This window comes from Vibrio phycocola (assembly GCF_054404255.1).
Map to the genome: position 1 here is coordinate 315505 of NZ_JBTAMQ010000001.1, position 13181 is coordinate 328685.

A 13181-nucleotide genomic window follows, 5' to 3' on the forward strand; every position below is an offset into this window, starting at 1 on the left:
AGCTTCGCCTGCGCTTATATTCAGACGGAGATATTCTGTGTTAAATCTATTTAAAAATAAAATCGACAAAAAATTAGTTTATTCGCTATTTATTAGTGCATTAGGTTGTTTGTCTGTGTGGCCTGCCCAGGCACATTTTCAAATGCTTTATACGCCTCATTTATTGCATGAAAAAAGTGGTACTGTGACCTTGAAAATGCCCTTTACTCATCCGGCAATAAGCGGTCATGTTATGAAAGTGGAACCCCTTGAAGCTTTCTATATGCTCAAAAAAGGCAAAAAAACGGACTTACTGAATAAGGTTGAAGCCATTCAGTGGCAAAGTGCCGTGGATACTGGCAATGCCTTTCAAGCGCAGGTTAAGTTACGTGGTCTAGGTGATTATGTATTTATTCTGCAGCCTTCTCCTTACTTTGAAGCTGAAGAAGATGTTTATATTCAGCAGATCACTAAAACGATTGTCAATGTCGGCAACTTACCGAGTAGTTGGAATGATGATTTAAATTTAAGTGCTGAGATTGTGCCGTTAACCAAACCTTATGCATTATATGAAGGGGGGATATTTAGTGGCGTTGTAAAGTCACACGGTAAGCCAGTTCCTTTTGCCGCTGTTGAGGTTGAATTTATTAACTACATACCTGAGATGGATAATAATCGTTTTGCGGCAACATCGATAATGCCAACTTCATCGGATGCGTTTGTTGCTCAAACCATCTATACAGATGCAAATGGCACCTTTCATTTCCCATTATTAAAGGCCGGGCATTGGGGTTTTGCCGCACTCGGAGTAGGCGAAAAAACAACTCACAAGGGTAAACCTTTATCACAAGATGCCGTAATATGGGTGCAAGCTGAAAAGCTACCTCAGTAATTGTTAAGTAAAGATATGGCCTGTAGAGGGCCATATAGATTGACTATCGATTCACTCACACATATTAAGAGAGAATAATGCATATTGTTGATGGTGCTTTATCAGTGCCGGTACTTGTTAGTGGGGCTGCATTAACAGCAATTGGTGTTTATATTGGCTTAAAAAAAATGGATTATGAACGCCTGCCTTTAATTGGCGTATTAGCATCGGTTTTTTTTATTGCATCTTATATTCATTTGCCCTTGGGCGTTTCAAGTGTTCATTTGATTATGAATGGGTTACTGGGTCTTTTATTAGGGTGGGTTGCCTTTCCTGCCTTACTGGTGGCGTTATTATTACAAGTGATATTCTTTGGCTTTGGCGGCTTACTGGTACTCGGTGTGAATACACTCAATATTGCATTACCGGCGGTATTGGTATTTTACCTTTGTTATCGCGGAATACGTAGCAACAGTGCCAATGTTGCAGCGTGCTGGGGCGCTGCTGCTGGTGCGATATCAATTGCACTGACCGCAACCATGGTCGCATTGTCATTAGCTCTATCGGGAGAATCTTTTATTTTGGCTGCCAAAGCGGTGTTACCTGCCCATATTCCTATTATGATCCTAGAAGGCTTTGTTTCTTATGCCGCTGTTTATCTGATTCATAGGGTTAAGCCTGAATTTATTGATAAAGGGCATCAATCATGACGCGTATTTATTGGTTTGTTATGTTACTGATGATCGGCTGTGTTAACGCGTCAGCGCATAATGTGGTCGGCGGAGTCTATGCCGATGGATTTACGATTGAAGGAGAAGTTGGGTTTTCAAATGGTAGCATGGCCAGTGCTGGCAGCGTCGTAAAAGTCTCAACTCAGTCGGGCGTTGCGCTAGGGGAAGTACTGACTGATGATGAAGGCTTTTTTACCTTTCAGGCAACCCAATCAATAACTCATGTATTTGAAGTGAACTTAGGGGCCGGTCATCAATTGACCATGCAATTACCGGCAGAAGAGTTGCCTGATAGTACAGCTCTCACTATCCCTATGTCAGAATCAGAACAAGCTCAATTAGGTATTGATTCGGCGACGGTATCACTTGCAACTAACTCATCCATTAATCACTTACAACTTCAGAAGGCAATTGCTAAACAAATAAAACCATTACGCAAAGAGATTCAATCACTCAAAGAAAAATCAGGCTTACGGGATATATTGGGCGGTATTGGCTATATATTCGGCCTGCTCGGAGCGCTGGCGCTGTGGCGAGAACATAAATTAAAGGCGAAGCATTAATGTCAGAGAAGCTTGAGCATAGCTTTACGTCATGGTCCGGGCAGGCGTTAAAGCATCGAGCATCATGGGTTGATAGGGTTGATCCTCGTGTACGAGTAGTCAGTGCGACAGGTTTTGCTTTTGTTGAAGTATTAAGCCAATCATTTTGGCCGACACTATTTGGACTAGCAGGGGCCTTTTTATTAGTGAAAGCCAGTCGATTGGATATTAAGCGTACCTTACGTCGGATGCTGGCGATGGACCTTTTTATGCTCATGCTTATTTTCGTTTTGCCTTTTACAACGCCAGGCGATCCTATTTTTAGCCTTTGGGGAGTGGTAGCGAGTTGGCAAGGACTTAATCATGCTTTATTGATTACTATTAAAGCGAATGCTGTATTATTGGTACTTTTTGCATTGGTCGCGACGATGCCTGCGTCTACTTTAGGGCATGCATTAGCGCATTTTAAGGTGCCGGATAAATTAGTGCATTTATTGTTATTTATGGTGCGTTATTTAGAAGTGATAAGTCAGGAATATAAGCGTATGCGTCGTGCGATGCAGGCTCGCGCTTTTGTATTACAAACCAACCTTCACACTTGGAAAAGTATCGGCTATTTATTTGGTATGTTGTTGATTAGGTCGGTTGAACGGGCTGAGCGCATTGCTGATGCGATGAAGTGTCGTGGTTTTTGCGGGCGATATTATCTAAGTGATGATATGACGCTATCTCGTATTGACGGGTATTTTGGTTTGTTGTTTTTGTGTTTTTTACTATCAATCATTGGACTGAATATTAATGACTTATTCTGGTAATCCACTTATTCAATTACATAACTTAAGCTATGCCTACCCACGGCGTGGTAATGTGTTAAAGAAGGTCAATTTCACCTTACATGCCGGTGAACGCGTGGTGATTCATGGTGATAATGGAGTGGGCAAAACTACCTTGTTACATTTAATGGTCGGCCTAAAGAAAGCCAAACAAGGCGAGGTCATTGCGTTTGGCGAACGCTGTGAAAGTGAAAAGCAATTTAACCGGATGCGTGCTAAAGCAGGCCTTCTTTTTCAAGATCCTGACGACCAATTATTTTGTCCTAGCGTGTTGGAAGATGTGATGTTTGGCCCGCTAAATTTAGGGTTTTCAAAGCAACAGGCGATACAAATCTCCTTAGATACCCTTAAAAAACTGGGTATGCAGGGATTTGAATCCCGTATTACGCATCAGCTTTCCGGAGGAGAAAAACGCATGATCACATTAGCCAGTGTGTTAGCCATGGATCCTGATGTGTTGATTTTAGATGAGCCTACCAATGCCTTAGATGAAAAAGCGAAGTTGCGTCTATTACATGTTTTACAAACATTACCTCAGGCAATGATTATTGTTTCTCATGATAAATTGTTTTCAGAGCAGTTAATGACGCGCCAGCTTGTGTTAGCAGAAGGTCAGTTAACTGAACAAATTACCTCTGCAATTGCAGTGGCATGAGGAGTCACAATGAGCCATCAAGTAACCCCACATATTTTTCCTTTTAGTGCAGTGCAAGGACAAGCGTTGTTTAAATTAGCACTGTTATTAACAACGGTTAATCCTGCCATTGGTGGGGTGCTTATATCCGGTCCACGTGGCTGTGCTAAATCAACGTTAGCGAAAGCCGTTACCGATTTACTGCCGAATAAAGTCGATAATGCCGCGCAATTTGTATCGTTACCCTTAGGGGCCAGCGAGGAAATGCTGATTGGTACATTGGATTTGGATCACGCTCTACAAGATCGCGCAGTAAAGTTTAATCCTGGGTTACTACAAAAAGCCCACCAGGGCGTATTGTATGTGGATGAAGTTAACCTATTACCAGATCACCTTGTTGATCAGCTATTAGATGTGGCCAGTAGTGGTGTGAATATTATTGAACGCGATGGTATCAGCCACCAGCATGCGGCTCGGTTTACGTTGATTGGTACCATGAATCCTGATGAAGGAGAGCTTCGTCCACAACTGCAAGACCGATTTGGGTTAATGGTCGAGTTGGATAACCAATACAGTGTTGAAGAGCGTATTAATATCATGAAGGCGCGACAGCACTTTGAACAGGATAGTGATGGCTTTTGCCAAGCGTACCATGAACAGCAAGCTCAGTTGCAACAGCAAATTAGCGATGCTCAGACGTTATTAGCACAGGTAACCTGTGATGATGCTTGTTTTACCGAGATTGCGACACGTTGTCAGTCCGCTCATGTGGATGGTTTACGTGCTGATATCATTATGCACCGTGCCAGCTTAACGCATGCAGCGTGGTGTGGTCGAAATGCCGTTACAATGGAAGATATTGAGCAGGTTGCCCCTTTGGTGTTATTACACCGGATGCAAAATATGACCCCACCAGCTAAGGGGAATGGCTCATCAGGCCATAATAATAAACCGTCTGATCAGCAACAAAGTCCTTTTTCACGTCCCCAAGAGCGCAATGAGCTTGAGGATGAACAAGATAATGAGCAACCACATCACACCTCAGGTGCCTCAGGTGATTGGGGAGCGATGTCGATGCAGTCTGCTGAGAGCCAAACAGTAGCAAACTCTTCTGCGATTGAACTGCCATCTGCGCTTGATCATGCTCTAGCAAAGAATGCTTCGTTAGCAAGGCGTCACGAGATAAGCCAACATAAAGGGCAAAACAGTCGAGGGTTGCAACGTGCTCATCAAGATAGCCAAAAACCAAATTGGTTTTCAACTTTGGCCAACAGTTTAGATCATTGGCCGCCACAACGTTGGGTGTTCAAAAAAGACAAGCAGGGCGGTCAGAAAATGCATTTGATTTTATTAGATACTTCCGCATCAACGTTAACCGATAGCTTGTCAGGGTTTGCAAAATCAGTGGTCAAAAAAATCACGGAGAATGCCTATTTACAACGTGACAAAGTTACCTTGCTAGGGTTTGGTAATGAGCAAGTTGAAGTTCTGATGAAAGATCGACGAGCGCCTAAATCGGTGGATCATTTACTCAATGATATTAGTGCTATGGGAGGAACACCATTTCGCTTAATGCTAGAAAAAGCCGCACTGACTATTCAGCAACTTGGATTGCGTTATCCGGGCATTTCATTTTTTTGTTATTTGATTACTGATGGGCGAACTCGCGCCGACATTCATGATTTAAAGCTTAATGTTCCCACCTTACTGGTTGATATTGAAAAGTCAGTGGTAAAGAGAGGGAGAGGGCCCGTTTTGGCGCAGCAGCTAGCAGCTGAATATGTCGCCATGAATGGATAAAGTAGGGAGTATATTGATGAATAATCACGTAACTCAAACAGCCTCATGCCCAGCCTTATTTTTAGCGGCCCCAGCATCTGGTCAGGGTAAAACCACCATCACTGCGGCTATTGCACGCTATTTTACCTCCCAAGGCAAAGTCGTCCGAGTGTTTAAAACAGGCCCTGATTATTTAGATCCGCAAATTCTTGCACAAGCTTCAAAGGGGCATGTTGAGCAGTTGGATATGTGGATGGCCGGGGAAGCTTATTGCCAACAAAAATTGTATCAAGCAGCTCAGCAAGCGGATCTCATCTTAGTCGAAGGGGCGATGGGGTTGTTTGATGGCGAGCCGTCCAGTGCCGATTTAGCCGCGCGTTTTAATATTCCGATTGCCATTGTCATGGATGTGAAAGGGATGGCGCAAACGGCTGCGGCAGTGGCGATAGGATTAGCTAATTTTCGAGATGATTATCAATGTTACGGACTCATAGCTAATAACTGCAGTACAGCGCGTCATGCCCAACTAATAAGTGACGCACTGGCAGATAAATTGCCGTTACTTGCTTGCCTTAAAAAAGATCCAAACATTGCATTACCAGAGCGGCATTTAGGCTTAGTGCAAGCCAGTGAAGTCAGTGAGCAGTTAGAAGAAAAGTTTACGTTAGGTTGTCAGTGGTTGCTAGAAGGGCAAGATCGAGCGCAAGGAAACAAGAGTGAAGCCAGTCGATTACTAACCTTACCGCCGGAAGTCGATTTTTATAGTGTACAAACGCCCACTGTTGAAGCTTTATTGGTTGGAAAAAACATTGCTGTGGCTCGTGACAGTGCATTTAGCTTTATTTATCAGGCTAATACGCGCTTATTAGAAGAGATGGGAGCAAAGCTTCGCTATTTTTCTCCTTTGAAAGATACGCAACTACCGCAAGCTGATGCATTGTGGTTACCGGGTGGTTACCCTGAATTATATGCACAAACCTTGGCGGACAACAGTGTATTGCATAAGCAAATTAATGACTTTTTTAATGCCAACAAACCAGTGTTAGCAGAGTGTGGTGGTTTCCTATATTGTTTGGATTCGTTGCTGGATTTGCAAGAACAGCAACATACTATGTTGGGGCTACTAAATGGTTACGGCAGTATGTCAGGTAAACGTGGCTGCCAAGGTATGCAAAAAGCGATATTACCCGAAGGAGAGATCCATGGGCATGCGCATCACCGCTCACGTGCAATCATGAATATGCAGCCTATAGGTTATGGTCAACGGCAACGTCATCCTGCACCGGGAGAGGCGATTTATCGTCATAAAAATTTAACCGCCAGTTATCTGCATCTATTTTTTCCATCCAACCCGCGCCTGATTGCAGATATTTTTTGTGGTCACTTGCAACAAGCAGATAAAGAGATGCTTGATGCTTGGGAAAATGATCAACATGCTGTGGTTACGAATCAGCCAAACAGTATTAATCCAAAAGGCAACTAATTACGATGTGGCCAGAATCGAGTGAAACAGCTCAGCCATTACGTAATGGCTTAACCACAGGAAGTTGTGCTACTGCTTGCTGTGTTGCTGCGCTGCGTTCGTTATTGGCGAATAAACAACCTGGATTCGTTGAAATCACTCTACCTCGTGGTGAAAAAGTAAATTTAGATATTATCAGTTATCAGGAGATTGATGGCGGAGTACGCACCGCAACAGTTAAAGATGCAGGCGATGATCCTGATGCAACACACGGCGCCACCGTTTTTGTGGAGTTGCGCTTAACGACTCAGCCTGGCGTCACCTTTAAAGCGGCAGACGGAGTCGGTACGGTCACACGAGAAGGCTTGGTGCTAACAGTAGGAGAGCCAGCCATTAACCCTGTTCCACGTAAAATGATGATAAGCCACCTGCAACATTATGCACTTACTTATCAATATCAAGGTGGTTTTGAAGTTGCGGTTGGAGTGGAAAATGGTGAGCAAATTGCCCAACACACCATGAATGGGCGGTTAGGTATTATCGGTGGGCTATCTATTTTAGGGACAACGGGGATTGTTCGTCCTTTTTCCTGTGCAGCTTATATCGCATCAATTCATCAAGGTATTGATGTGGCGCGTGCCAACGGCGTGATACACATAGCGGCCTCGACGGGGAATGCTAGTGAACGTGCAATTAAAGCGCACTATGGGATGGATGACATGAGCTTGATAGAAATGGGCGACTTTGTTGGGGCAATGTTGAAATACCTGCGTCGTGAAAAAAAACAAGCACAAACAGGCTATCGCATTACTAAGCTCAGTATCAGCGCAGGCTTTGGAAAGTTAACCAAATTAGCGAATGGTCACTTGGATCTCAATAGTCGCCAATCCAGTATCGATTTTCACCAGCTTGCCGACATTGCACAATCATTAGGTGCGAGTGAAAAAGTACAACAGCAGATCCTCGCTGCCAATACGACTATCGAAGTGCTTAATCAATGCCAAGCCCTTGAAATTGATATTGCGGCAGAGATTTGTCAACGCGCACTCACCGTTGCCACCGATATTGTTCACGAGTCGATAGAGGTTGAAGTCTGGGCCGTGGATAGAAAAGGCAAGTTTGTCGCCAATAGCAATGGTGCCACTTCAGAACAGTTAGCCGCGATTAATCAAAGGCAAGAGATAGCACTATGAAAGTGTTAATTGTTGGCGGGACGGCAGATGGCCGTAAATTAGCTACAACATTGCACGAACAAGGGGTTGATGTTGTATACAGTATTGCCGGCCTTGTTCGCAAAGCAACGGTGCCGTGTGCTGTTATTAGTGGCGGGTTTACCCAGTTTGGTGGCTTAGCGCGTTATCTTCACGATCAGGGCATTAGTCATGTTGTAGATGCAACGCACCCTTTTGCGCAACAAATGAGCAACCGTATTGCACAGGTGAGTGAGGACCTCTCTATTCCCGCCATTCGCTTTCATCGTTTGCCTTGGCCCAAAACAGAGCAAGATCATTGGATTGAAATAAGCCAATGGTCAGAGGTGATATCACAAATCGCAAGTCATCAGTGTGTTTTTGTTACCGCAGGACAAATCAGTCAATCAACCATTGATGCTTTAGCCAAAAAAGCACGACATATTGTGTTGCGGACGGCAATGCCAGCGAAAGTGGCGCTACCAGAGAACGTCACTTGGTTAAAGGCGATAGGGCCTTTCTTATTGGCACAAGAAAAAGCGTTGCTGGTGGAGCATCATATCGATGTGATCATTAGTAAAAATAGCGGAGGTGAAGCGACTTACGCAAAAATTCAAGCCGCTGCGCAAGCTGCTATCCCTGTTTATCAATTTCAACGCCCACAGCTTAAGCCATTAACTTATCAGGTTGATAATAGATCAAGTTGTGTTGCGTTATTAAGTGACTTGGCAAAGCAAGAGAAAATAACATGAAGTTTCAGTATATCCACGATCCCGCCTTGATAGAGCAAGAAAGTTTTCGCCAAATACGGGCGTTAACAGAACTAGATCATTTATCGATAGAAGCACAGCAAGTGGTGATGCGTATCGTACATAGCATTGGTATTCCAGCCGTCGCGGAACATGTCAAATTAAGCGAACAGGCGTGCCAGTCGGGGATAAAAGCGTTACAAAACGGAGCGGCAATTTTATGTGATGTGGAAATGGTCAAGCAGGGCATTACCAAGCGCATGATTAAAACCGAACCGTTGTGCTTTTTAAATGCTCAAGGTGTGCCAGCTCGGGCCAAAGCGACAGGAGAAACGCGAACGATGGCCGCATTAGCGGATTGGTTACCCTATTTAGCAGGCAGTATTGTAGTGATAGGTAATGCACCGACTGCACTATTTCGATTATTGGAAATGATCGCTGAAGGGGCACCTAAACCTGCGCTAGTGATTGGCATGCCTGTTGGGTTTGTTGGGGCGGCTGAATCAAAACAAGCGTTATGGGAGCATCATCAAGCATTGGGGATCGAATGCATTACCTTACTCGGTAAAGAAGGCGGCAGTGCGGTTTCTAGTGCGACCTGTAACGCCTTGCTACGCTGTATCAATGGTGAATTCTACTAATGTCAGCAAACATAACAAATCCTCGTACTATTAGCGTGGTTGGATTGGGGGTGGCTGAAACCGCACTGTTAACCCAAGAGGCGTTGGCAGCTTTACAATCTGCGCAATTAATTATTGGCTCGGAACGGCAATTATTGACCATCAAAGCCCACCTTAGTGATGATGCTTATCATTCTAAAGTGGCGCTAATGCCAAAACTAGCTGCGTTAAAATCGTTAATTGTACGTGCTCAGGCAGTCGTTGTTTTAGGATCTGGCGACCCACTCTTTTATGGCATAGGCAGCTGGATTACTAAGCATTGCGATGACGCACAGGTGCAATTTTTTCCTGCTGTTTCGAGCATCACACAGGCTTGTCACTGTTTAGGTGTCGCTCAGCAAGATATTGTTGTGTTGAGTTTACATGGCCGCCCGCTAGCAAAATTAAAGCAAGCTTTAAAAGCACAGCGTACCTTATTAGTGCTTACCGATAAGCATAGCCAGCCTCAACATATTGCTGAGATTTGTCTACAAACGGGGTTTACGGATGCGAGGATTATTGTCGCAGAGCGTTTAGGTTATAGCGATCAAAAGATTACTCACTTTACTGTTGAAGCATTACTGAGTGGCGAATGGCAGTTTGACGCATTGCATGTGTCGTTTATTGAATGTGGACGAAATGGCGGTTACTTACCCGAGTTTCCTGGTATTAAGGATACCGATTTTGAAACAGGTGAGTTGGGCAGTAAAGGAATGATCAGCAAGCGCGAAGTGCGTTTAGCGATTTTGTCATTGCTCCAACCCGCTAATGACGATGTGATTTGGGATATTGGAGCAGGTTGTGGCGGGGTGTCAGTTGAGTTGGCATATTGGCAGCCAAAGGCATCGATTTATGCCATTGAGCACCATCAAGCACGCTTTGATTGTTTAATTCACAACCAACAAAAATTTGGTGTGGTGAGTAACTTGTATCCGACGTGGGGGCGTGCACCTAATGCACTGACCTCATTACCTGCTGCTAACAAAATATTTATTGGTGGCAGTGATGGTGAACTTCCTCATTTACTTGAGACACTTTGGCAGCAATTGCCTGCTGGTGGGCAAATCCTAGTATCTGCAGTGATGGAAAAAACCAAGTCACAATGCTTAGCCTTTTATGAGCAACGCGAAAATCAACACGATAGTGAATTAGAAACGTTACAAATCGCGGTAAGCAAGAGCAGAAGTCTGGCGGAACAATTGGCTTATCAGCCAGCATTGCCCGTTAGTTTATTTAGCTTTACAAAGTGCAACCTAAAGCCATGTAACAAAGGAAGTGAAAGTGAATAAGGCATGTTCTGAAAGCTCGTCAGGTATTGGGCAATTTATTGGCGTAGGTGTTGGACCTGGCGATCCGGAATTATTAACTTTAAAAGCATTTCGTGCGATTCAAGATGCAGATGTTGTTTGTTATTTAGAAAACGAATCAGGGCAGTCACATGCATTGTCGATTGCCGCTGAAGCATTTAAAGCACCACGTAAAACACAATCTCATTTAGGAATACATTTTGTGATGTCTCGTGATAGAGCCGCGGCGAATGCTGCTTATGATAAGGCCATATCAAAAATACATGAGCAACTGCAAACAGGTAAAAAAGTGGTGTTTTTATGTGAGGGTGATCCACTCTTTTTTGGTTCATTTACTTATTTATTAGCTCGTTTAGATAGCCAGTACGCTTCTCAAGTGATCCCCGGTATTCCCGCATTCGTTGCCGCAACCGCTGAATTAAAGCAACCGTTGACAGTGCTTAAGCAATCATTTGCCGTGGTCACAGGGCGCCACAGTGATCAAAAAATTAAAGCGGCATTATGTGAACATGATGCGGTGGTTATTATGAAAGCAGGACAAGAGAGAGCGCGCATATTAACCCTGTTAAAAGAAACCAATCGCTTTGATGACGCGCAGTATTTAGAGTATATCAGCCGTGATAATCAACAGGTGGTGAGTGACTTATCCCAGCTAGCCGATCAAGCGGGTCCTTATTTTTCATTGTTTGTTATAACACGTGATGAGCCTTGCGAATGATTACGATTGTGTGTTTGACCGACACTGGTTTGCAGCTGGCACGGCGTTTAAAGCACAGCTTGATGCAAACGTCACTCTCTGGGCCGGTGAGTATCTGTTTTAAACCCACTCCTTTTACCAAGGTTGTGCAAGAGTGCTTTATGCAAGGTCAGCAGCTTATCTTTATTTGTGCCACGGGGATTGTAGTGCGCACCTTAGCGCCGGTGCTGAATGATAAATATTCTGACCCCGCCGTACTCGTGTTGGATGAAAAAGGTGAATTCGTGATCCCATTACTTTCAGGGCATGAAGGTGGCGCGAATGAGCTCGCGCGGCAAGTCTCTGAACAGTTGAATAATCAGGTAGTGATCACCACGGCGAACAGTTATATCAAGCCGGTCTATGTCGTGGGCATGGGGTGTGAGCGTGACTGTCCAGAAGCGGTGTTAGCGTCATTACTGGAAGCATGTTTAATTAAAGCCGGATTGACCTTTGAGGATGTGAGTGCCATTTGTAGCATTGATATTAAAGCCGATGAAGTGGGCTTAATGTCACTGGCTACAACATTAGGTAAGCCGTATCTGACGTTTAGTGCCGCACAGTTAAGTGAGATGGAAGAGCGGTTATCGACAAAATCGGATTATATATTGAAGACCGTTGGCGTGTATGGTGTGGCAGAATCGGCGGCATTATATCAAGCGCAACAATATACCGATAATGGCAGTGAGTTATTACTGAATAAGCATAAAAATAGACAGGCAACATGCTCTATTGCGAGAAGTTACCATAAGGCCAATAAAAGCTGTGCTATTGAGTGCACCGAGTCCGGTCAAAATAGTCACATAAAGTAAGGAATGAAATGAATAGTAAAAAACAACTTTTTATTGTTGGCATGGGGCCGGGTGATGCGCAGTTAGTCACGCCGAAAGCATTACAAGCGATTGAGGAAAGTACGGATCTAGTCGCTTATGGGCTTTATTTGGACTTATTAGGGGCACCTTGTAATAACAAGGTACACCATGATTTACCTTTAGGGGAAGAGATTGCGCGAGCACGATTAGCACTCGATTTAGCTGCCAGCGGTAAAACAACATCGCTTATTTCAAGTGGTGATATTGGCATTTATGCGATGGCAACATTGGTTTTTGAATTACTTGATAGACAACTTGAGGGCGATCAACAGAACCCTGAATGGTTAGAGGTTGAAATTCAAGTAATACCGGGAATCTCGGCGATGCAGGCGGGAGCAAGTTGTGTTGGCGCGATGCTTGGGCATGACTTTTGTACGATTAGCTTATCCGATCTATTAACGCCGTGGGAAACAATTGATAAACGCATTCATAGCGCAGGAGAAGGGGACTTTGTTATCTCTTTTTACAATCCGGTATCTAAAAAGCGCGATTGGCAATTAAACCATGCCCGAGATGTGTTATTACAATATCGCCCAGCTTCAACTCCCGTGTTATTAGGAAGGCAACTTACTCGAGAAGATGAAAGTATTCGTATCATCCGTTTAGATGAATTAGATGCGAAAGACGTTGATATGTTCACTTTGGTGAGCGTAGGTAACAGCGAATCAAGGCATATTGTTAATGGCCAAAAAGAGTGGGTATACACGCCACGAGGTTATAAAAAGAAACTATAGACTGTTGCCCAATTTACCCTTGTATGGAGAGGGTGAGCATGGTTTTGCATAAATGTTGAGCCTGGCTGAAATACGCAGCTTTAGCGTAATAGGCAGAATACAA

General features: G+C 44.1%; 14 protein-coding genes. All 14 read left to right on the plus strand.

Annotated elements, in window-relative coordinates; translation table 11 throughout:
• Positions 1-37 precede the first annotated feature (37 nt).
• The 14 genes from ACXJY6_RS01545 to cobJ all read left to right on the plus strand — a co-directional run bounded on the left by ACXJY6_RS01545 (position 38) and on the right by cobJ (position 13078).
• A complete protein-coding gene (locus tag ACXJY6_RS01545) occupies positions 38-871 on the plus strand; it encodes a DUF4198 domain-containing protein (RefSeq protein WP_458767034.1) in 834 nt (277 codons plus the stop codon).
• A gap of 77 nt (positions 872-948) precedes the next feature.
• Positions 949-1560 carry a cobalt transporter CbiM gene (gene cbiM / locus ACXJY6_RS01550; RefSeq protein ID WP_458767036.1) on the plus strand — a complete coding sequence of 204 codons (612 nt, stop codon included), beginning with the start codon at positions 949-951 and terminating at the stop codon, positions 1558-1560.
• Positions 1557-2144 carry a NikL family nickel/cobalt ECF transporter subunit gene (locus ACXJY6_RS01555; RefSeq protein WP_458767038.1) on the plus strand — a complete coding sequence of 196 codons (588 nt, stop codon included), beginning with the start codon at positions 1557-1559 and terminating at the stop codon, positions 2142-2144. Before cbiM ends, ACXJY6_RS01555 begins: the two co-directional genes overlap by 4 nt.
• The gene (gene cbiQ / locus ACXJY6_RS01560) at positions 2144-2938 is read left to right on the plus strand and encodes a cobalt ECF transporter T component CbiQ (RefSeq protein WP_458767040.1); all 795 of its coding nucleotides are present in this window, start codon (positions 2144-2146) and stop codon (positions 2936-2938) included. Before ACXJY6_RS01555 ends, cbiQ begins: the two co-directional genes overlap by 1 nt.
• Entirely contained in the window at positions 2922-3611 is a 690-nt protein-coding gene (locus ACXJY6_RS01565) for an energy-coupling factor ABC transporter ATP-binding protein (protein WP_458767041.1), read from the plus strand. The genes cbiQ and ACXJY6_RS01565 overlap by 17 nt, the downstream gene beginning before the upstream one ends.
• 9 nt (positions 3612-3620) lie before the next feature.
• The gene (locus ACXJY6_RS01570) at positions 3621-5390 is read left to right on the plus strand and encodes an ATP-binding protein (RefSeq protein ID WP_458767043.1); all 1770 of its coding nucleotides are present in this window, start codon (positions 3621-3623) and stop codon (positions 5388-5390) included.
• Positions 5391-5406: 16 nt separating this feature from the next.
• Entirely contained in the window at positions 5407-6852 is a 1446-nt protein-coding gene (locus ACXJY6_RS01575; protein WP_456051396.1) for a cobyrinic acid a,c-diamide synthase CobB, read from the plus strand.
• A gap of 5 nt (positions 6853-6857) precedes the next feature.
• A complete protein-coding gene (locus ACXJY6_RS01580; protein ID WP_458767045.1) occupies positions 6858-8024 on the plus strand; it encodes a cobalt-precorrin-5B (C(1))-methyltransferase in 1167 nt (388 codons plus the stop codon).
• Positions 8021-8773, plus strand: a complete 753-nt coding sequence (locus ACXJY6_RS01585; protein ID WP_458767047.1) for a precorrin-6A/cobalt-precorrin-6A reductase — start codon at positions 8021-8023, stop codon at positions 8771-8773. Before ACXJY6_RS01580 ends, ACXJY6_RS01585 begins: the two co-directional genes overlap by 4 nt.
• Positions 8770-9411: a precorrin-8X methylmutase gene (locus tag ACXJY6_RS01590; protein ID WP_456051399.1), complete on the plus strand. Its 642-nt coding sequence runs from the start codon at positions 8770-8772 to the stop codon at positions 9409-9411. Before ACXJY6_RS01585 ends, ACXJY6_RS01590 begins: the two co-directional genes overlap by 4 nt.
• Positions 9411-10718: a precorrin-6y C5,15-methyltransferase (decarboxylating) subunit CbiE gene (cbiE, locus tag ACXJY6_RS01595; protein ID WP_458767049.1), complete on the plus strand. Its 1308-nt coding sequence runs from the start codon at positions 9411-9413 to the stop codon at positions 10716-10718. The genes ACXJY6_RS01590 and cbiE overlap by 1 nt, the downstream gene beginning before the upstream one ends.
• On the plus strand, positions 10711-11454 hold the full coding sequence (gene cobI / locus ACXJY6_RS01600) for a precorrin-2 C(20)-methyltransferase (RefSeq protein ID WP_458767050.1): 744 nt from the start codon (positions 10711-10713) through the stop codon (positions 11452-11454). Before cbiE ends, cobI begins: the two co-directional genes overlap by 8 nt.
• Entirely contained in the window at positions 11451-12284 is an 834-nt protein-coding gene (locus tag ACXJY6_RS01605; protein WP_456051402.1) for a cobalt-precorrin 5A hydrolase, read from the plus strand. The genes cobI and ACXJY6_RS01605 overlap by 4 nt, the downstream gene beginning before the upstream one ends.
• A gap of 8 nt (positions 12285-12292) precedes the next feature.
• Positions 12293-13078, plus strand: coding sequence for a precorrin-3B C(17)-methyltransferase (cobJ, locus tag ACXJY6_RS01610; RefSeq protein ID WP_456051403.1), 786 nt, complete (start codon positions 12293-12295; stop codon positions 13076-13078).
• Positions 13079-13181: the final 103 nt, after the last annotated feature.

Coding starts and splice junctions, on each gene's coding strand:
- cbiM (WP_458767036.1), top strand. CDS start 949: ATGCATATTGTTGATGGTGCTTTATCAGTGCCGGTACTTGTTAGTGGG.
- ACXJY6_RS01555 (WP_458767038.1), top strand. CDS start 1,557: ATGACGCGTATTTATTGGTTTGTTATGTTACTGATGATCGGCTGTGTT.
- cbiQ (WP_458767040.1), top strand. CDS start 2,144: ATGTCAGAGAAGCTTGAGCATAGCTTTACGTCATGGTCCGGGCAGGCG.
- ACXJY6_RS01565 (WP_458767041.1), top strand. CDS start 2,922: ATGACTTATTCTGGTAATCCACTTATTCAATTACATAACTTAAGCTAT.
- ACXJY6_RS01570 (WP_458767043.1), top strand. CDS start 3,621: ATGAGCCATCAAGTAACCCCACATATTTTTCCTTTTAGTGCAGTGCAA.
- ACXJY6_RS01575 (WP_456051396.1), top strand. CDS start 5,407: ATGAATAATCACGTAACTCAAACAGCCTCATGCCCAGCCTTATTTTTA.
- ACXJY6_RS01580 (WP_458767045.1), top strand. CDS start 6,858: ATGTGGCCAGAATCGAGTGAAACAGCTCAGCCATTACGTAATGGCTTA.
- ACXJY6_RS01585 (WP_458767047.1), top strand. CDS start 8,021: ATGAAAGTGTTAATTGTTGGCGGGACGGCAGATGGCCGTAAATTAGCT.
- ACXJY6_RS01590 (WP_456051399.1), top strand. CDS start 8,770: ATGAAGTTTCAGTATATCCACGATCCCGCCTTGATAGAGCAAGAAAGT.
- cbiE (WP_458767049.1), top strand. CDS start 9,411: ATGTCAGCAAACATAACAAATCCTCGTACTATTAGCGTGGTTGGATTG.
- ACXJY6_RS01605 (WP_456051402.1), top strand. CDS start 11,451: ATGATTACGATTGTGTGTTTGACCGACACTGGTTTGCAGCTGGCACGG.
- cobJ (WP_456051403.1), top strand. CDS start 12,293: ATGAATAGTAAAAAACAACTTTTTATTGTTGGCATGGGGCCGGGTGAT.